The sequence below is a fragment of the Pseudomonas lyxosi genome (genome assembly GCF_047758685.1).
Lineage (GTDB): Bacteria > Pseudomonadota > Gammaproteobacteria > Pseudomonadales > Pseudomonadaceae > Aquipseudomonas > Aquipseudomonas lyxosi.
Genome location: NZ_CP180481.1, coordinates 2,994,710 through 3,013,356 on the forward strand (window position 1 = coordinate 2,994,710; position 18,647 = coordinate 3,013,356).

The 18,647-nt window shown below is 56.8% G+C and carries 16 protein-coding genes; 9 read left to right on the plus strand and 7 right to left on the minus strand.

Translation table 11 applies throughout. The annotated features are described in order from the left end of the window. Positions 1 to 121 precede the first annotated feature (121 nt). Entirely contained in the window at positions 122 to 1,180 is a 1,059-nt protein-coding gene (locus ACMXYI_RS13775) for an MBL fold metallo-hydrolase (protein WP_415773617.1), read from the plus strand. A gap of 48 nt (positions 1,181 to 1,228) precedes the next feature. Here the strand turns inward: ACMXYI_RS13775 and ACMXYI_RS13780 are convergent, their stop codons facing one another. Continuing rightward, the gene (locus ACMXYI_RS13780; protein ID WP_033056760.1) at positions 1,229 to 1,546 is read right to left on the minus strand and encodes a helix-turn-helix transcriptional regulator; all 318 of its coding nucleotides are present in this window, start codon (positions 1,544 to 1,546) and stop codon (positions 1,229 to 1,231) included. A 277-nt stretch (positions 1,547 to 1,823) separates the two neighbouring features. Between ACMXYI_RS13780 and bglX the strand changes: the two genes are divergently transcribed. Continuing rightward, positions 1,824 to 4,097, plus strand: coding sequence for a beta-glucosidase BglX (gene bglX, locus ACMXYI_RS13785; protein ID WP_415773618.1), 2,274 nt, complete (start codon positions 1,824 to 1,826; stop codon positions 4,095 to 4,097). A gap of 258 nt (positions 4,098 to 4,355) precedes the next feature. Here the strand turns inward: bglX and ACMXYI_RS13790 are convergent, their stop codons facing one another. Then, on the minus strand, positions 4,356 to 5,123 hold the full coding sequence (locus tag ACMXYI_RS13790) for an AraC family transcriptional regulator (protein WP_415773619.1): 768 nt from the start codon (positions 5,121 to 5,123) through the stop codon (positions 4,356 to 4,358). Positions 5,124 to 5,234: 111 nt separating this feature from the next. Between ACMXYI_RS13790 and ACMXYI_RS13795 the strand changes: the two genes are divergently transcribed. Both ACMXYI_RS13795 and ACMXYI_RS13800 read left to right on the plus strand, forming a co-directional pair. Next, entirely contained in the window at positions 5,235 to 6,050 is an 816-nt protein-coding gene (locus tag ACMXYI_RS13795; RefSeq protein WP_415773620.1) for a sulfite exporter TauE/SafE family protein, read from the plus strand. A 114-nt stretch (positions 6,051 to 6,164) separates the two neighbouring features. Then, positions 6,165 to 7,355 (plus strand): hypothetical protein, encoded by a 1,191-nt coding sequence (locus tag ACMXYI_RS13800; RefSeq protein WP_415773621.1) that lies wholly within the window; start codon positions 6,165 to 6,167, stop codon positions 7,353 to 7,355. Positions 7,356 to 7,358: 3 nt separating this feature from the next. Here the strand turns inward: ACMXYI_RS13800 and ACMXYI_RS13805 are convergent, their stop codons facing one another. Next, positions 7,359 to 8,348, minus strand: a complete 990-nt coding sequence (locus ACMXYI_RS13805; protein WP_415773622.1) for a hypothetical protein — start codon at positions 8,346 to 8,348, stop codon at positions 7,359 to 7,361. A gap of 344 nt (positions 8,349 to 8,692) precedes the next feature. Between ACMXYI_RS13805 and ACMXYI_RS13810 the strand changes: the two genes are divergently transcribed. Then, positions 8,693 to 9,790: an HNH endonuclease gene (locus ACMXYI_RS13810; RefSeq protein WP_415773623.1), complete on the plus strand. Its 1,098-nt coding sequence runs from the start codon at positions 8,693 to 8,695 to the stop codon at positions 9,788 to 9,790. A gap of 177 nt (positions 9,791 to 9,967) precedes the next feature. On the opposite strand, the gene ACMXYI_RS13815 is transcribed toward ACMXYI_RS13810, so the two are convergent. From ACMXYI_RS13815 to ACMXYI_RS13830, 4 genes are all read right to left on the minus strand, one after another. Then, positions 9,968 to 10,501 (minus strand): BRO-N domain-containing protein, encoded by a 534-nt coding sequence (locus ACMXYI_RS13815; protein ID WP_415773624.1) that lies wholly within the window; start codon positions 10,499 to 10,501, stop codon positions 9,968 to 9,970. A 417-nt stretch (positions 10,502 to 10,918) separates the two neighbouring features. Further along, positions 10,919 to 12,169, minus strand: a complete 1,251-nt coding sequence (locus ACMXYI_RS13820) for a ribonucleotide-diphosphate reductase subunit beta (protein ID WP_008034875.1) — start codon at positions 12,167 to 12,169, stop codon at positions 10,919 to 10,921. Positions 12,170 to 12,687: 518 nt separating this feature from the next. Next, a complete protein-coding gene (locus ACMXYI_RS13825; RefSeq protein ID WP_415773625.1) occupies positions 12,688 to 12,963 on the minus strand; it encodes a hypothetical protein in 276 nt (91 codons plus the stop codon). Positions 12,964 to 13,009: 46 nt separating this feature from the next. Continuing rightward, positions 13,010 to 13,273 (minus strand): DUF2790 domain-containing protein, encoded by a 264-nt coding sequence (locus ACMXYI_RS13830; RefSeq protein ID WP_038979415.1) that lies wholly within the window; start codon positions 13,271 to 13,273, stop codon positions 13,010 to 13,012. 502 nt (positions 13,274 to 13,775) lie between these two features. Between ACMXYI_RS13830 and acs the strand changes: the two genes are divergently transcribed. From acs to ACMXYI_RS13850, 4 genes are all read left to right on the plus strand, one after another. Next, entirely contained in the window at positions 13,776 to 15,731 is a 1,956-nt protein-coding gene (gene acs / locus ACMXYI_RS13835; RefSeq protein ID WP_282482684.1) for an acetate--CoA ligase, read from the plus strand. Between the two features lie 666 nt (positions 15,732 to 16,397). Further along, a complete protein-coding gene (locus ACMXYI_RS13840) occupies positions 16,398 to 17,171 on the plus strand; it encodes an ABC transporter substrate-binding protein (RefSeq protein ID WP_415773626.1) in 774 nt (257 codons plus the stop codon). Positions 17,172 to 17,262: 91 nt separating this feature from the next. Then, a complete protein-coding gene (locus ACMXYI_RS13845; RefSeq protein ID WP_008154330.1) occupies positions 17,263 to 17,952 on the plus strand; it encodes an ABC transporter permease in 690 nt (229 codons plus the stop codon). Beyond that, positions 17,949 to 18,647 (plus strand): ABC transporter permease, encoded by a 699-nt coding sequence (locus tag ACMXYI_RS13850; protein WP_008154328.1) that lies wholly within the window; start codon positions 17,949 to 17,951, stop codon positions 18,645 to 18,647. Before ACMXYI_RS13845 ends, ACMXYI_RS13850 begins: the two co-directional genes overlap by 4 nt.

Here is an 18,647-nt window from a genome sequence, read left to right on the forward strand (position 1 = left end):
ATGTTTTGTTAATCCTGTGCAGCGAACAATAGAATCTCCGGCTGATGCGTGCGTGCCTTGGCCATTTATCGTCCCAAGCGGAAAACCGCGAATCATGCGGTTTTCCTGGAGTCATTCAGTCATGGCCACTTCAACTTCCCCTGCGGACAACGCCTCCACGCCTGAAGCTTCCCGTCAAGCAGAAGGGCACTTCCGAAACCATGCGCCCGTGCAACGTGAAGGCTTTCGCAAAATGGTGCGCATCATGTGGAACATGATCTTCCACAAACCGCGTAACACCCGCCCGACGGCGCCTGTCCCGGTGCAAACCCTGACTCAGGCAGCGTTGATCGCCGCACCTAACCACAGCGTTTACCGCCTCGGCCATTCCACCGTACTGCTGAAACTGCGGGACAAATTCTGGATCACCGACCCGGTCTTTGCCGAGCGCGCCTCACCCGTGCAATGGGCGGGGCCCAAGCGTTTTCACCAGCCGCCGATTAGCCTTGAAGAGCTGCCGCCGATCGAAGCGGTGATCCTGTCTCACGATCACTACGACCACCTCGATTATCAAGCGGTGCTCAAACTGGCGGACAAGGCCAAGTACTTTCTGACGCCGCTGGGCGTGGGCGACACCCTGATCAAATGGGGCATCGACGCCGACAAAGTCCGACAACTGGACTGGTGGCAAGGCACTGAGGTCGACGGTATTCAGTTCATCGCCACGCCTTCGCAGCACTTTTCCGGTCGCGGTCTGTTCGATGGCAACAGCACACTGTGGGCCTCGTGGGTGATGATCGACGGCGACACGCGAATCTTCTTCAGCGGCGACAGCGGTTATTTCGACGGCTTCAAGCGCATCGGCGAACAGTACGGCCCGTTCGACCTGACACTCATGGAAACCGGTGCCTACAACGTCGAGTGGCCGCATGTTCACATGCAGCCGGAGCAAACCCTGCAAGCGCACATCGACCTCAAAGGTCGCTGGCTACTGCCGATCCACAACGGCACGTTCGATTTGTCGATGCATGCCTGGTTCGAACCTTTCGACCGCATTCTGGCGTTGGCCTGGGAGCGGAATGTTTCGATCACCACGCCGCAAATGGGCCAGGCGTTCAATGTGATGTATCCGCAGCGGGGTAGTGCTTGGTGGGCGGAGATGGAAAACGTAGGCGATCAGGTGGAACCTCAGAACGCATAACGTTGTGAAGCCGGGCTGCTTACCCAGCAAGCGGCCCGGGCCGACACCTCACTCAACCATCGCATAATCCGCCCGCCCCACCGGATCAGGCGTCGACCCTTTCACATTCATCCCTCGACCCGGCGCAAACCCCGGGAAGAACACCAACCCCTCCGATTCAAACCGATAAGCCAACGCCAGCCGCGTAACATCCAGCACATCGCGTTCATCCTCAAATCGCTGAATAGCGTCCACCGAAACCCCGGATTCCCGAGACAGTTCCTCCACACTCCAACCCAGCATCGCTCGGGCCTGAACGCTATGCGCAGGGGTGAATTGGAAAAGGGCGATACGTTCCAGGGTGATTTTCATCGCAAGAGAGGCCATGGTGTTCTCCGGGCTCAAGAGTGCTGATTCAAAAAAATACTGTGTTTTTGTACAGTTGTTTTGAGCCCGAATCAAACTCATTTTTTGATCGGTTCTATTTTTCCTCTCAGGCAGGGGCGTTGGACCGACTACGCTATTTTAAGCGGCTCCTGAAAGCTCAATGGGTTTTCAACACCCGTCAGCAGCAATGTTTGAACGTCAGCTTTCTGATTTTCAATACAAGGAAAGGTGGCGTTTCAGAGGCTGTGCGCCACAGCGTTATGCAGGGAAGGGAATCATGAAAAGACTACGTCTGCTATGTACCCTGATCGGTTTTACAAGTCTGCCCGTCCTGGCCGATATGGCATCGTCAAACAAAGATGCCTTTGTGACCAGCCTGATGAATCAGATGACCCTGGAGGAAAAAATCGGCCAACTGCGGCTGATCGCGATTGATGAAAACATGACACCCGAAAGGATGCGCCAAGAAATCACTGCCGGGCGTATTGGGGGTACGTATGGCTCTGTGAGCCGTTACATAAACCGCCCCATGCAGGACGCGGCTCAACAAAGCCGCCTGAAAATACCGATGTTTTTCGGCTGGGACGTGATACACGGTCATCGAACCATTTTTCCCATTGGCTTGGCATTGGCCTCCAGCTGGGATATGGACGCCATCGAGTTGAGCGGTCGAACGGCGGCGAAAGAAGCCAGTGCGGACGGTATCGATTTGACCTTTGCACCGATGATAGATATCGCCCGTGATCCTCGCTGGGGGCGTACATCCGAAGGCTTCGGTGAAGACACCTATCTGGTTTCGCGCATTGCCAAAGTGATGGTTCAGGCCTACCAGGGCAAAAGCCTGAATGCACCCGACAGCATCATGGCCAGCGCCAAACACTTCGCGTTGTATGGTGCTGTCGAGGGTGGACGCGACTACAACAGCGTCGACATGGGCCTGGCCAGAATGCACCAGGACTACCTGCCACCTTATCGTTCGGCGATTGAGGGTGGCGCGGGAGCGGTGATGGTGGCGCTTAACTCGATAAATGGCGTGCCAGCCGCTTCCAATGCATGGTTGATGCAAGACCTGCTTCGCAAAGCATGGGGCTTCAAGGGGCTGGTCATCAGCGACCACAATGGGATAAACGATCTGGTTCAGCATGGTGTTGCGAAGAATCACCGCGATGCGGCCAAGCTCGCGATCAGGGCCGGTGTTGATATGAGCATGAACGACTTCTCCTATGGTCCGGAGCTACCCGGGCTGCTTGAGGCTGGCGCTGTTTCCCAGAGCAATATCGATAACGCCGTGCGGGAAGTCCTGGGGGCCAAGTACGACATGGGGCTGTTCGAAGACCCTTACCGGCGCATCGGCGTTGCCAGTGAAGACCCCGCTGATAACAATGCCGAAAACCGTCTGCACAGAGCGACAGCCCGTGAGGTGGCACGCAAGACATTGGTGCTGCTGAAGAATGAAAACGGGCTCTTGCCGCTAAAAAAAGAGAGCATGATCGCGCTCATAGGCCCGTTGGCAAAAAGTACCGTCGACATCATGGGCAGTTGGTCTGCAAGCGGCGTGGCCGCGCAATCGGTGACGATCTACGACGGCCTGAAAAGCGCCATGAACCAGGGCTCGCTGATCTATGCCCGAGGCGCCAATCTCGAGGAGGATCAGGAGGTTGTTAAATACCTGGAATACCAGGGAGTGTCCGAAATCGCGAACGACGCTCGTCCGGCAGCAGAAATGATTGACGAAGCGGTCAAGGCTGCACAGCAAGCCGATGTTGTGATTGCAGTAGTGGGTGAGCCCCGCAGTATGTCTCATGAAGCGGCCAGTCGAACCAGCCTCGATCTGCCAGGACGCCAGAGTGAATTGATCACCGCCCTGAAAGCTACCGGCAAGCCGCTGGTACTGGTATTGATGAACGGCCGCCCACTTTCCATCGGCAAGGAGCAGAAGCAGGCCGATGCAATTCTGGAAACCTGGTACAGCGGCTCTGAGGGAGGCAACGCCGTTGCCGATGTATTGTTCGGTGACTACAACCCCTCCGGCAAGTTACCCATCACCTTTCCACGCTCCGTGGGGCAGATCCCGAATTACTACAGCCATTTGAACACCGGCCGCCCCTACCTGCCGGGTGGGCTTCGCAACTACACGTCTCAATATTTCGATCAATCCCATGGTCCGCTTTATCCCTTCGGCTATGGGCTGAGTTATACCGATTTCAGCCTGACCGACATGGCCCTGTCTTCGACCACACTGAACAAGACCGACAAGCTCATCGCCAGCGTCATAGTGAAAAATACCGGCCAGCGCGACGGCGAAACGGTGGTTCAGCTGTATATCCGCGATGTCGTTGGCTCCCTCAGCCGTCCGGTCAAAGAACTGAAGAACTTTCAAAAAATCATGCTCAAGGCCGGAGAAGAGAAAGCGGTCCACTTCAGCATTGATGAGAACGACTTGAAGTTCTTCAACGCTCAGTTGGAATACGTCGCCGAGCCGGGCGAGTTCCAGGTGCAGATCGGTCTGGATTCTCAGGATGTGAAGGCGCAGAGTTTTGAGTTGCTATAAGGCCGAGGCACTAGCGGCAGTGGCTAATGCCAGTCAGTTGAGCAATTTCCGCCGCGACGCACTCTTTGTAGCAGCTGGCGAAGCCTGCGTTCGGCTGCGAAGCAGTCGTAAAACCAAAGATTGCGGTACGTCAGGCAGACCGCGTCAGCCGGATTCACGACTGCTTCGCAGCCGAACGCAGGCTTCGCCAGCTGCTACAGATCGCATTACGGCTTATCTGACTGGCACTAGCGGCAGTGGCCTCTCTTTTTGGGCTAACTACTTCGCCCCCTCCAGCCAGACGGACGGTGCCTGCCCCAGTACGCGGCGGAACATCGTTGAGAACGCGGCCGGGCTGTCATAGCCAAAATCCAGGGCAATGCGCGTCACCGGTTCGCCCGCCACCAGCCGCGCCAGAGCCAGCACCACGCAGGCCCGCTGCCGCCATTGGCTGAAACTCAGGCCCGTCTGTTGGCGGAACAGCCGATTGAAAGTACGCAGGCTGATATGCAGCTGATCGGCCCATTGCTGTGGCGACTGATGCGCGTCGGGCCGCTGCACAAAGCCCTGGCACAGCGCGAGCAGCCGCGCATCGACGGGCAGCGGAATGTGCAACGGCAGGTGAGTGCTGCGCGCCAGTTCATGCAGCAGCAAGTCGATCAGCGTACCGTCGCGCCCGCGTTCGTCATACGCCAGCGGGATCTCCACCGCCTCCATCAGCAAGTGCCGCATCAACGGCGAAACGCTGATCACCTGGCAGCGATCCCCCAGATCCACCGCCCCCGGCTCGATATACAAACTGCGAGTACTCACCCCCAGCATCAGCACCTCGTGCGCCACCCCCGGCGGAATCCACACCGCCCGTTGTGGCGGCACCACCCAACTGCCGTCGTGCGTGCTGACCTGCATCACCCCGGTGGCGCCGTATAACAATTGCGCCCGCCGATGCGTATGACGAGGCAACACATGGCCGTAGGAGTAATCCGTACCGATGGCCACCACCGGCCGTGGCGTGTGGTCCAGCAGATCAATCGAAACATTGCGCATCGAGCAGTCCCAGCGGTTGGCGTAAACGCGAACATTATTGGCTGACTTGCTGAAGCAGGCCAAGACGCATCGTTCTATCGTCGACCGCTCTCAACCAACGGACGACACGCAATGTTCTATCTCCTGCTAGCACTCTTCGGCTGCATGACCGGCATCACCGCGGTGCTGTTCGGCTTCGGCGGCGGTTTCGTCGTCGTGCCATTGCTGTACCGCATGCTCATGACCAGCCACGGCACAGACGACCCCGTCGGCCAATCGGCGATGCACATTGCTGTGGCAACCTCGACCTGCGTGATGATCGTCAACGCAACGATCGCCACCGGAAAACACCGACGCGCCGGTAATCTCATTCGCCATTACCTGTGGCCGTTGGGCGGATTTATCGGCGTGGGCGCGGTAGTCGGCGCCGTAGCGGCGATGTGGGCAAGTGGCGAGGTGATTCGCTATGCCTTCATCGCGTACCTGGGCGTGACCATCGCTGATTGCCTGTTGCGACGCGGCTTTCTTACAGCGTCTGACACCGCCATCCCACGGCGATTGGGAAGGGCAGAAGTGTCTGGCGGGGGCGTAGGAATCGGCACCATCGCCACGTTTCTCGGCGTAGGCGGCAGCGTCATGACCGTACCGTTATTGCGGCGTTGTGGGTTGAGCATGTCCCAGGCGACGTCCATGGCCAATCCGCTGAGTTTGCCCGTGGCGTTGGTCGGGACGATGACTTACATGGCGATGGCTGGTTTCACCGAGTTTGATCTTGGGCCGTGGTTTGTCGGTTATGTGGATCTGCTGGCGTTTGCGGTTTTGACGGTGGGGTCGCTGGTTGGGATTCGGTTGGCTACGCCTTGGATTGGGCGGATACCGGATCGGGTGCATGCGCGGGTTTATATTGGTTTGCTGGTGGTGGTGATGCTCAGCATGGCGATGAAGTGAGGCTCGCGATGAGGCTCGATTCCCGCCTGCAACCTCGCCATAATCCGTCCTCGTTCAACCTGCGCCGCATTCAATCTGCCCGGCGCTGCTTCCGACTCATTCAGGGATCGATCAATGCTCAAAGGATTGTTACGCCTGGCGCCAGTCGCCGCGTTATTACTCATGTTGTGTTCCACTGCTCATGCCGAGGACGGGAGACGAGTGTTCACCGGCACGCTGGGCAAGATGCCAATCGTGCTGGAACTGAACCTCTTTCAGCCAGACGAAGTCACCGGCCGCTACTTCTATGAGAAATACCATCGCGACCTGGAACTGAGCGGCTCTCTGCAAGAAGAAACCCTGACGCTAACCGAAGGTAACAACCGCTACGGCGAAGACAAACCCCTGCCAACCCTGAAGCTGCAAGAAACGGCCAACGGCTGGCAAGGTGAATGGGAAAGCCCCAAGGGCAAAATCCTGCAAATGCAGTTGACCGAGGCCAGGCTCCCGACACCGGCGGCGGAAGCCTTGCCCTTCATCGCCGCGCTGCCGAAAAGCGATCCTTATGAATATCTTCGCCTGCAAGGTTTGACGCTCAAACCGGGCAAGAAAGAGTCCTTCATGGGTTACGACCTGCAATGGTGGACGCAGCCTGAGTCAAGTCTCTCTATGTTCAGCGTCGAGTCCGGCTACCCGAAAGCCGACCAGCAGCGGGTCAATCAGCAATTGTTGGAGCGGCTCTGGAGCGAAGTCATCAGCTATCACGGCTGTTTGCTGCAAGGTGGGCAATATGCCGAGTTCGACCAAGGCGTCAGCCCCCAATTCCTATCGCCCGACGTAGTCAGCCTGAACATCTCCACCAGCTACAGCTGCGGCGGCGCTCACCCGGATTTTGGCAATTCGCCGATCAACCTCGACGTTCACACCGGTCGTAACCTGTCGCTGGAAGACGTGCTGTGGGTTGGCAAAGGCAAGCCGCTGCTGCACGCCGATCGCGACAGCGCGGGCGACACATCCTTGACCGAGGAAGAGGGCAACGCGCGATTCACCTATCATCGTGAAGTGTTCGCACCGTGGCTGATCAAGCAATTCGCCGCGCTGTACCCCGACGAAATGCAGAAGCCGACGGACGAGGACAGCTGCGACTACACCGACGAAAGTGTTTGGGGTTATTCCAACTGGCACTTCACCGCCAAAGGACTGTACCTGGGACCGTACTTCGCCCGCGTGCAACGCAACTGCGATGATCCGGGCTGGTCAGTGTTGCCGTACGCCGTGGTCAAGCAACATCCCGGCGCGGTCAAACTCGAACTGCCTCAGAACTAATCCCTACCCCGCCGCCAACCCCGGCGCTTCACGAACAATGAAGTGATCCAGGTTCTCAATATTCGCACTGAACACCCCGAACGTCTGCTCGGGGTTTTTCTTGCTCGGCACCTGCTTCAACTCCGGCGTCACGCCATAAAAGAAGCAATACAACTCTTTCCCGCTCTCGCTGGCGTACTTGATCTCTTCCAGAAACGCTTTGCGCTTGCGGTAGTTGTCGATCAGCTTTTTGCTCAGGTAAACATTGACTGAATAAGGCTTCTTCTTCGCCTCGTCCGCTTGCTTGAACCAGACCTTCTGTTCGAAGTCGATGCGAAAGCTCTGCGTGTAATCTTTGATCTCCTTGATCTTGCCCCAGTAAATCAGCCCCTTGTTGTCCTGCAGATACTCGATCTTCTTGAAGAACGACCCATAAGGCGCCGTGTGCTCGCCAATCTTCAGCGGCATGCGCTTGAGCAACTCCTTGTCCTCGAAGTTCGACACAAAGCACTCCACCGGATGGGCGAAGACACTGGTCTTGTCTGGTGCCGATTCGCGGCTCGGGTGTTCGACGTCACTGGCCGCTGAAGAGGGTTTCGGATCGTCCCGCATCACATCAGCGGCCACCGCCGGGTTCGACGGCTTACGCACATACTCACGTCGAGTCAGCAACAACTCCGACGGGAAATGCTCCTCACGACTGTCATCCGTTTCCGCACTGTCCGCGTCCACACCTGACGCCGACGCCTTGAGACTGACATAAGGACAATCCGCAACATGCCGAGTGCTGGGCGTGTTCTTGAAGTGCGGGGTGCGAACGTAATTCACGTTTTTGGCATTGAGCGTCGTCAACACATTCGCCGCATCGAACGCCAAACGACAGGCGTCGTTGGGGCATTGGAAATGTTCTTTGGCGGAATCGAATTCCATGGTCTCGTCGAAATTCAAATCGCGCACGTCATAGATCGACAGCTTGTCGTCGAGGCTGAGGCAGTAGGCGAGGTCGAATTTCATGGGGGGCTCGGGTCCTTGAGGGGGGAAGGGTATTAATAGCGGGAGGCGGGACAAGTTGCACTGACTGTTTTCAACCCCCGCAAAACCCGTAGCTATCCACCGGGCTCTGTAGGAGCGAGCTTACTCGCGAAAAACTGAGTATCTGGTTTTACGCACCATCATTCACAACCTTCAATGGCACACCGCCAAGAGCAGACGCGCCACGGCTATCGAATCTCAGTCTTCAGCTAGCGTGACCAACGCTAGAAATAGTGGCTATGCGCCCTGTTACGTATTGAAACCCTTTGCTACTTTGACGGTGGTAGGAATTTTCCTACGGCAATTGTCGATAAAGGGCAGCGCTCGTGGCGATCAAAGCGGTTTCGAAGGAACGAATAGACAAAGCGATGCTGGAGTTTGATCATAAATTTCGGAGTAGGGGTGAGTGGCAAGGCTGGGAAAACAACCTAGCTCACCGTTATGCGGTTCATGCGGGCGGTGAACTGTATCCGGCGAAGAAAATCGTCTCTTTGGCGACCGGTATTGCCGTAGGCGAGTTCTCCGGTGGACACCCGACCAACAGTTACCTAGAAAAGCGAGGCTTCACTATTGTGGAGTTGCCGCGTGGGGAGGGCGCCCCCGTATTGAAGTTCACGCCGGGGGCTGTTTACGACCGAAAAACTGAGATCAATGGACCGTTCGGCGGGAGCCTGCAAAGCGGCATTGCAGCGTCCGCTACCTACCCTGCGATATTTTTGTTCACGGGCGATAGCGGTGAGCAATATGGGTATGCCGACGATTGGGACAACGGCGCCTATCTTTACACCGGTGAAGGACAACGCGGGCCGATGACTTTGATCCGAGGCAACCGAGCGATCGCTAATCATGCTGAGGATGGCCGAGCGCTTCACTTGTTTAAATCCCTCGGCAAAAGTAAAGGCAATGAATACTTGGGTGAGTTTTCTTGCGCCGACATGTTTGAACGAACCCAGCCGGATGTGAACGGCCAGGATCGGACGGCGATTGTTTTTCGGTTAGTTCCTGTGGGCATTCCTGGTGAACTAATTGAAGCTGAAGAGCTGGATGAAGATGAGGCTGACCTTTCCGGTTCTCTGGCTGCCGCGCGGTTGGCTGCGCTGGCTGCATGTAAGCCTAGCAGCGATGATTTAGGGCAATCGGCTCCTCGTAAGATCTATCAGCGTAGCCGTAAGGTTGCGCACTATGTGCTGATGCGAGCTGATGGTGCATGCGAGAGCTGTGAGAGGCCAGCCCCTTTTACGAAAAAGGATGGCAAGCCTTACCTAGAGCCGCATCACGTCAACCGGCTCTCAGACGGTGGTTTAGATCACCCACGCTATGTGGGGGCTGTATGCCCAAGTTGCCATCGGGAAATTCATTCTGGAGTGCACGGGGAGTTGGTGAATGAGAGGCTGAAGCAGCGGTTGGAAGTAATCGAACGCTGATTGAGCTATGCGCCAAGGCTAATTGACCCAAATCTCAAGAGCGCTCCAGTCGCTTTCTTTCTTCATTTACGCTCATAAAATCTCCGAGGGTTGAAACCCTCGGAGGATACTGAGTGGACTGTCTACGAAAATTCCTATGGCGAATTGCGACGCTTCTTTCTGTCGATCCTAAAACGTCTAACCGACCGAATGCTTTGAAAACTGAAACACCTCCCAAACCTTCCGCCACCAAGGCTTAACCACCGGCACCCTGCGCCGTGTGCGATTCAGCAACAGATAAGGCATGTCCCGCAGCCGAATCCAGCCTTCATCCTGCCAATGCAACAGACTCAACGACATCTCCGGCCAATCCAACAAACTCAACATCGGTCGATCTGCATTCTTCGACTGCCCCGCGTCGCGCAAGGCTGGTACTACTTGATGAGTCAACCATTCACGCAACAACCGATTCCCCGGCGCGTAGTGATACACCAGCAACGCATACGCACCGGATTCGCTGATCATCAACCGCTTCTCCGGTTGGCCGTGGTACTCAATCAACAACGTATGTCTCTGATCCTCGTCCAGTTTGCTGACCACACGATCATTCAGATGGAAACCCATTAAACGACCCAGATCGCGGGCGCAGAACCATGGCTGGTTTTCTAGTAGGAGGGCATGGAGGGCAAGGTTGTGGCGAGTGAAGACTGTTACAGAGAAGGGATCAGTCATGACTGATCTCCAGAATGGTGAGAGTGCGGGGTAGATCGTGTTCAGGCATATCCATTACCTCTACGTGTAGATTTAGGAGGGCCTGACCCCAACGTAGAGTGGACTTAAAAAATCCCAACGAGCAAAGCCTTCGCACATCCGAACGACAAATCACCCAAGGGTGAGTTGCGTGTCTGTGTGATTGACAAAGCTTCTACGTTGGGCGTTTCTTAGGCACCTGCAATGGAGCTTAGAGGTGCTTTGAATGGGCATCAATGCGGAAGCAGCTGTAAGTGCTGTAGGAGTTTTAGCGTTGTCGCGTAGGGATGAAAAATGGATATTCATTTCCCAATAAAAAAGCCCCGATCAGATCGGGGCTTTTGCTTTTTCGATTCAACGATTCAGATTGCAATCATCAAATCGCGGCGAGCTTGGAAATCAATCCCAGCTCAACGCCCCACCAGTCTGATACTCAATAACCCGAGTCTCAAAGAAATTCTTCTCTTTCTTCAAGTCCATAATCTCGCTCATCCAAGGGAACGGGTTAGTCGTCCCTGGATACTCTTCTTTCAAACCGATCTGCGACAGACGACGGTTAGCGATGAACTTCAGGTAGTCCTCCATCATCGCCGCGTTCATGCCCAACACCCCGCGAGGCATGGTATCCCGAGCGTATTCGATTTCCAGTTGAGTGCCCTGCAGAATCATCTGCGAAGCTTCTTCCTTCATTTCGGCATCCCACAAGTGTGGGTTTTCGATTTTGATCTGGTTGATCACGTCGATGCCGAAGTTCAGGTGCATGGATTCGTCGCGCAGGATGTACTGGAACTGCTCGGCGACGCCGGTCATTTTGTTGCGGCGGCCCATGGAGAGGATCTGGGTGAAGCCGCAGTAGAAGAAGATGCCTTCCAGAACGCAGTAGTAGGCGATCAGGTTGCGCAGCAATTCTTTGTCGGTTTCGACGGTGCCGGTTTCGAACTTCGGATCGGATATCGAACGGGTGTATTTCAGGCCCCAGGTGGCTTTTTTCGCGACCGATGGGATCTCGTGGTACATGTTGAAGATCTCGCCTTCATCCATGGCCAACGATTCGATGCAGTACTGGTAGGCGTGGGTGTGGATCGCCTCTTCGAAGGCCTGGCGCAGGATGTACTGGCGGCATTCCGGGTTGGTGATCAGGCGGTACACGGCCAGCACCAGGTTGTTGGCAACCAGGGAGTCGGCGGTGGAGAAGAAGCCGAGGTTGCGCATCACGATGCGGCGCTCGTCGTCGGTCAGGCCTTCCGGGTCTTTCCAGAGGGCGATGTCGGCGGTCATGTTGACTTCTTGCGGCATCCAGTGGTTTGCGCAGCCGTCCAGGTACTTCTGCCAGGCCCAGTCGTACTTGAACGGGACGAGCTGGTTGAGGTCGGCGCGGCAGTTGATCATGCGCTTTTCGTCGACAGCTACACGGGCGGAGGCGCCTTCGAGTTCGGCGAGGCCTTCGGCGATGTCGAGGTTGTCCAGGGCAGCTTTTGCACGGGCGATTGCGGCGGAGTCGGACGCGGTTACAGCGCGGGCTTCTTGAGCCGCGACGCCGCCAGCGGTGTCGAGGCGGTCCATGTTGGCTTCAGTTGCGTGCCCAGCGTTGGCGCCTTTTACAACGGTTTCGCCGCTGTCTTCTTTGTCGAATTCGTCCCAGCTCAGCATGACGTGTCGTCTCCTGCGTGAGGGCCAGATGCCCGTGTGAAAACTGATTGGTTGGTTTTTCACACGACCGTACTGGCCGCGTTGGATAGCGTTTTTTGCAGCGGTACACGCAGGCAAATAAACATAATTTTGTACGGGGTTCCGAGAGCCTCTGACGGGCGCAGAAATCGGTGAAGACTTCGGCGTGGGCTTCAGACTGGCTGTTATCCCTGTAAGGGAATATTGCAGGCCCGTTTAAGCCGGCATTATAGGGAAATTTTTGCGGTCGTGGTGGGGCGAATCCGCGCATGTAGCGGACGAGACGGAGGGTTTTTCGGTCGGAGCGAGGGTTTACAGGGCTTTGGCTGGATGTCGCGGGTGCAGATTTTTTTTCATAAATTTTGGCGGGCAATTTTTTTGTTCAAAAAACAGCCAGAAAATCGCCTTTTTCACTACATGTTGTGTTTTGAGTCGGTTTTCGATGGCTCCAGACACAACTAAGCCCGACCGAGGTCGGGCTGTAAAGTCACGCTCGATGATCAGCTGAGGCGAGCTGCACCCACGTGGTCCGCACCATCGGCAGCGACTTTGGCAGCGCCGGTGCGATCAAAACCGTCAGAAGCGAGTTTGGCAGCGCCCGTGTGATCGGAGCCATCGGAGGCAAAAGACGCCGAGCCGGTATGGTCGTAACCGTCAGAAGCGACAGCCGCTTGCGTGTTGTAAGCAGCCGAGCCAGTGCGGTCGTAGCCGTCTGCGGCGAAGGTGTTAGCGGCCAGGGCGGAAAGGGTCAGGGCGAGGATCAGTTTGGTTTTCATAGTAGTGGCTCCAGGTTCGTTGGCGTTGTGTGCCTTGGGCGGGTGATTAGCCGTTAGAGCAGCCGTTACCCATAACGCTGTAGCGCAGAATGTGGCGTTGGCCTTTGGAGTCGTCGTATTCCATTTTCGCCGGAACAACTTCACACACATTCGGGATTTCGCTCATGGAGATAACTTTGGCGATGTCCAGGTGAGTGGAGTAAGTGTATTCCTCGATGGCGGGTTGCTGCTGTGCGACATCAGTCGGGACCTCGTCTGCCATGGCGGTTGCGCACAGGCTGCTGAGGGCCAGAACTAATAAAGCTTTCATTTCAGATTTACCTTTTAGAGGTCGAGTGGGGTCACGCAACCTTTTTGGGGTTGCGTGTAGAACTTAAGTACTAGGTTTTGGATTAACTGCCTTCGTGGGGGCTGCAACTTGGTTAATCACGTTGCCTGGTTGGCGAGGCTGATTTTAGGCGTGGGGTTTACATTCATATAGGCGTGCTTTTGATAAACACTATTGGCAGATCCTGTAACAATCCTCGAAAAGCGACCTTTGGCTCGCTGATGAGCCAATGATCGTTCCCACGCTCCAGCGTGGGAATGCCTCAAGGGACGCTCCGCGTCCAGTGACGCGGAGCGTCACGGGCTGCATTCCCACGCAGAGCGTGGGAACGATCAAGCCCCTGAAATCACCGCTCTTGAGCGCGTCGGCGAGGTATAGCCACATTTTGTAGGGGCTTGTTACTACCATCGTCGAATGGTTCTATAGGCCCGGCCCGGCTACAACTGGGTCATACAAAAACAACTATTCCACCGAGGTAACAAAGATGAGTGCGGCTTCTCTGTATCCCGTTCGTCCCGAGGTTTTGGCCAACACGCTGACTGACGAGGCGACCTACAAGGCCATGTACCAGCAGTCCGTCGTTAACCCGGACGGCTTCTGGCGCGAGCAAGCCAAGCGCCTCGACTGGATCAAGCCTTTCACCACGGTGAAACAGACTTCCTTCGACGATCACCATGTCGACATCAAATGGTTCGCCGACGGCACCCTGAACGTTTCCTACAACTGCCTCGACCGTCATCTGGCCGAGCGCGGCGATCAAATCGCGATCATTTGGGAAGGGGATGACCCTGCCGAAAGCCGCAACATCACCTATCGCGAGCTGCACGAACAAGTCTGCAAGTTCGCCAACGCCCTGCGTGGCCAGGATGTGCACCGCGGCGACGTGGTGACTATCTATATGCCGATGATCCCCGAAGCCGTGGTCGCCATGTTGGCCTGCACCCGGATCGGCGCGATTCACTCGGTGGTATTCGGTGGTTTCTCGCCGGAAGCCCTGGCGGGTCGGATCATCGACTGCAAATCCAAAGTGGTGATCACGGCCGACGAAGGTGTTCGTGCCGGCAAGAAGATCCCGCTCAAGACCAACGTCGACGACGCCTTGACCAACCCGGAAACCAGCAGCATTCAGAAAGTCATCGTGTGCAAGCGCACCGGCGGCAACATCAAGTGGAACCAGCATCGCGACATCTGGTACGAAGACCTGATGAAAGTGGCGGGCAGTGTCTGCGCGCCGAAAGAGATGGGCGCTGAAGAAGCACTGTTCATCCTTTATACCTCCGGTTCGACCGGTAAGCCGAAGGGTGTACAGCACACCACCGCCGGCTACCTGTTGTACGCGGCGATGACTCACGAACGCGTGTTCGATTACCGTCCGGGCGAAGTCTACTGGTGCACCGCCGACGTCGGTTGGGTCACCGGCCACAGTTACATCGTCTACGGCCCGCTGGCCAATGGCGCGACCACGCTGCTGTTCGAAGGTGTGCCGAACTACCCGGACATCACCCGGGTGGCGAAAATCGTCGACAAGCATAAGGTCAACATCCTCTACACCGCACCAACGGCGATCCGCGCGATGATGGCGTCGGGCAAGGCCGCCGTTGAAGGCGCTGATGGCAGCAGCCTGCGCCTGCTCGGTTCGGTGGGTGAGCCGATCAATCCGGAAGCGTGGGATTGGTACTACAAGAACGTCGGCCAGTCCCGTTGCCCGATCGTCGATACCTGGTGGCAGACCGAAACGGGCGGCAACATGATGAGCCCGCTGCCGGGTGCGCACGCGCTCAAGCCGGGTTCTGCGGCACGTCCGTTCTTCGGTGTAGTGCCGGCGTTGGTGGACAACCTGGGCAACATCATCGAAGGCGTTGCCGAGGGCAACCTGGTGATTCTCGATTCGTGGCCAGGCCAGGCGCGCACGCTGTATGGCGACCATGACCGCTTCGTCGATACCTACTTCAAGACGTTCCGCGGCATGTACTTCACCGGTGACGGTGCGCGTCGTGACGAAGACGGTTACTACTGGATTACCGGTCGCGTGGATGACGTGCTCAACGTGTCCGGCCACCGCATGGGGACTGCCGAGATCGAAAGCGCGATGGTCGCCCACCCGAAAGTCGCCGAAGCGGCGGTGGTCGGCGTGCCGCACGACATCAAGGGGCAAGGCATTTATGTCTATGTCACGTTGATCGGTGGCGAAGAGCCGAGCGAGCAACTGCGCCTGGAACTGAAAAACTGGGTCCGTAAAGAGATCGGTCCGATTGCTTCGCCGGATGTCATCCAGTGGGCGCCGGGCCTGCCGAAAACCCGTTCGGGCAAAATCATGCGCCGCATTCTGCGCAAGATTGCCACGGCCGAATACGATGGGTTGGGGGATATCTCCACCCTGGCCGATCCGGGTGTGGTGCAGCATTTGATTGATGAACACAAGATCATGAACGTCGCGTAAGCACAGTTCTTGAGTCACCAAAGCCCCGCCGGCATTGCGCCGAGCGGGGCTTTTTCGTACCGATCGTTCCCACGCTCTGCGTGGGAATGCCGCCCGGGACGCTCCGCGTCCCTTACTGCATGTGACGCAGAGCGTCACTGGATGCATTCCCACGCGGAGCGTGGGAACGATCAGCAGCTCAACCAATAATTATCGGCTTCGGTTGTAGGCGCTTTCCCACTGTTACCTGCCTTCGTTCAAGTAACTGAATGTGTAACCGCTCGCTCCCATGCGGGGCGTTGGGAAACGCAAAGCCCTGTCATCGGGCCGTTCCAGTCCCTGCAAAAAATAAGACACAACGCTACGCTTGCCGGATTAGAAGGGTTTGCCAATAATAGGCCCGCAATTTGCAGCATAGATCGGTTCACTGTCTTTTGCTCTTGCATGAATTTGCAAGGCTGTCAACGCGCCCAAGCGGCTTTCTCGGTGCTTCTGTAATTAGTTGTCGCATTGAAGAAATATCGGCTTCGGGCCTGTCGTTAGAATGCCGATCACTCGCTCGTTGTTGCTCGCGTTGAAAAAAGCGCGCGATTCCTACAACGCAGCACCGCTTTGCGGTTCCACTCATTCGCATATTGGGCTGTCGCTCACTCTGCCGTTTTAGCCCTTTACCGATGGAGTCCCAAGATGAAGAAACTCGTGCTGCTTGGCGCCCTGGCACTGTCCGTGCTGTCCCTGCCGACTTTCGCCGATGAAAAGCCTCTGAAAATTGGTGTCGAAGCGGCTTACCCTCCGTTCGCTTCCAAAGCGCCGGACGGCAGCATCGTTGGTTTCGACTACGACATCGGCAATGCTCTGTGCGAAGAGATGAAGGTCAAGTGCGTTTGGGTCGAGCAAGAGTTCGACGGTCTGATCCCTGCACTCAAAGTGCGCAAGATCGACGCGATCCTGTCGTCCATGTCGATCACTGAAGACCGCAAGAAGTCCGTGGACTTCACCAACAAGTACTACAACACCCCGGCTCGCCTGGTCATGAAGGCCGGCACTCCAGTCAGCGACAGCCTGGCTGAGCTCAAGGGCAAGAACATCGGCGTGCAACGTGGTTCGATCCACGAGCGTTTCGCCCGTGAAGTGCTGGCCCCGCTGGGTGCCGAGATCAAGCCTTACGGTTCGCAGAACGAAATTTACCTCGACGTCGCTGCCGGCCGCCTCGACGGCACCGTGGCAGACGCTACGCTGCTGGATGACGGTTTCCTGAAAACCGACGCTGGCAAAGGTTTCGCCTTCGTTGGCCCGGCCTTCACCGACGTCAAATACTTCGGCGACGGCGTAGGTATCGCAGTTCGCAAGGGTGACGCGCTGAAAGACAAGATCAACACCGCGATCACCGCCATTCGCGAGAACGGCAAGTACAAGCAAATCCAGGACAAATACTTCGCCTTCGATATCTACGGCAAGTAACACGTCCCGGCGACAAGTCCGAAATGGCGCAAGCAACAGGATCTCTGAGGTTTGCGCCATTTTTTCATCCCCCTTTTCGAGGACCTGAATCATGTTGAAAGGCTACGGGGCTGTCATCCTCGATGGCGCATGGCTGACGCTTCAGCTCGCCTTGTCGTCCATGGTCTTGGCCATTGTTCTGGGTCTGATCGGCGTTGCGCTGCGTCTGTCCCCGATTCGCTGGCTGGCCTGGCTGGGCGACCTGTATTCCACGGTGATCCGCGGGATTCCCGATCTGGTGCTGATCCTGCTGATTTTCTACGGTGGTCAGGACCTGCTCAACCGCGTCGCGCCGATGCTCGGTTTTGACGATTACATCGACCTGAATCCATTGGCCGCCGGTATCGGCACCCTGGGCTTCATCTTCGGTGCGTACCTGTCGGAAACCTTCCGTGGTGCCTTCATGGCGATCCCGAAAGGTCAGGCAGAAGCCGGCATGGCGTACGGCATGAGCAGTTTTCAGGTGTTCTTCCGGGTGTTGGTGCCGCAGATGATTCGCCTGGCGATTCCGGGTTTCACCAACAACTGGCTGGTACTGACCAAGGCCACCGCGTTGATTTCGGTGGTGGGTCTGCAAGACATGATGTTCAAGGCCAAGCAGGCGGCAGATGCCACCCGCGAGCCTTTCACCTTCTTCCTCGCAGTGGCGGCGATGTACCTGGTGATCACCAGTGTCTCGTTGCTGGCATTGCGTCACCTTGAGAAGCGCTACTCGGTAGGCGTAAGGGCGGCTGATCTATGATCTTCGACTACAACGTCATTTGGGAGGCCCTGCCGCTGTACTTCGGCGGCCTGGTGACCACCCTCAAATTGCTCGCGCTGTCGCTGTTTTTCGGCCTGCTGTGCGCCTTGCCACTGGGTTTGATGCGCGTCTCGAAAAACGCGGCCGTCAACATGAGCGCCTGGCTCTACACCTACGTGATCCGCGGCACACCGATGCTGGTGCAGCTGTTCTTGATCTACTACGGTCTGGCGCAGTTCGAAGCGGTACGTGAAAGCTTCCTTTGGCCGTGGCTGTCCAGCGCGACGTTCTGTGCGTGCCTGGCCTTCGCGATCAACACCAGCGCCTACACCGCTGAAATCATCGCCGGCAGCCTGCGCGCCACGCCGAACGGTGAGATCGAAGCGGCCAAGGCGATGGGTATGTCGCGCTACAAGATGTACAAGCGCATCCTGCTGCCGTCGGCCCTGCGCCGGGCGCTGCCGCAGTACAGCAACGAAGTGATCATGATGTTGCAGACCACCAGTCTGGCGTCCATCGTGACCCTGATCGACATCACCGGTGCCGCGCGCACGGTCAACGCGCAGTTCTACTTGCCGTTCGAAGCCTACATCACCGCCGGCGTGTTCTACCTGTGCCTGACCTTCATTCTGGTGCGGATGTTCAAACTGGCCGAGCGCCGCTGGCTGGGCTATCTGGCCCCGCGGAAGCACTGA

Coding starts and splice junctions, on each gene's coding strand:
- ACMXYI_RS13775 (WP_415773617.1), top strand. CDS start 122: ATGGCCACTTCAACTTCCCCTGCGGACAACGCCTCCACGCCTGAAGCT.
- ACMXYI_RS13780 (WP_033056760.1), bottom strand. CDS start 1,546: ATGGCCTCTCTTGCGATGAAAATCACCCTGGAACGTATCGCCCTTTTC.
- bglX (WP_415773618.1), top strand. CDS start 1,824: ATGAAAAGACTACGTCTGCTATGTACCCTGATCGGTTTTACAAGTCTG.
- ACMXYI_RS13790 (WP_415773619.1), bottom strand. CDS start 5,123: ATGCGCAATGTTTCGATTGATCTGCTGGACCACACGCCACGGCCGGTG.
- ACMXYI_RS13795 (WP_415773620.1), top strand. CDS start 5,235: ATGTTCTATCTCCTGCTAGCACTCTTCGGCTGCATGACCGGCATCACC.
- ACMXYI_RS13800 (WP_415773621.1), top strand. CDS start 6,165: ATGCTCAAAGGATTGTTACGCCTGGCGCCAGTCGCCGCGTTATTACTC.
- ACMXYI_RS13805 (WP_415773622.1), bottom strand. CDS start 8,348: ATGAAATTCGACCTCGCCTACTGCCTCAGCCTCGACGACAAGCTGTCG.
- ACMXYI_RS13815 (WP_415773624.1), bottom strand. CDS start 10,501: ATGACTGATCCCTTCTCTGTAACAGTCTTCACTCGCCACAACCTTGCC.
- ACMXYI_RS13820 (WP_008034875.1), bottom strand. CDS start 12,169: ATGCTGAGCTGGGACGAATTCGACAAAGAAGACAGCGGCGAAACCGTT.
- ACMXYI_RS13825 (WP_415773625.1), bottom strand. CDS start 12,963: ATGAAAACCAAACTGATCCTCGCCCTGACCCTTTCCGCCCTGGCCGCT.
- ACMXYI_RS13830 (WP_038979415.1), bottom strand. CDS start 13,273: ATGAAAGCTTTATTAGTTCTGGCCCTCAGCAGCCTGTGCGCAACCGCC.
- acs (WP_282482684.1), top strand. CDS start 13,776: ATGAGTGCGGCTTCTCTGTATCCCGTTCGTCCCGAGGTTTTGGCCAAC.
- ACMXYI_RS13840 (WP_415773626.1), top strand. CDS start 16,398: ATGAAGAAACTCGTGCTGCTTGGCGCCCTGGCACTGTCCGTGCTGTCC.
- ACMXYI_RS13845 (WP_008154330.1), top strand. CDS start 17,263: ATGTTGAAAGGCTACGGGGCTGTCATCCTCGATGGCGCATGGCTGACG.
- ACMXYI_RS13850 (WP_008154328.1), top strand. CDS start 17,949: ATGATCTTCGACTACAACGTCATTTGGGAGGCCCTGCCGCTGTACTTC.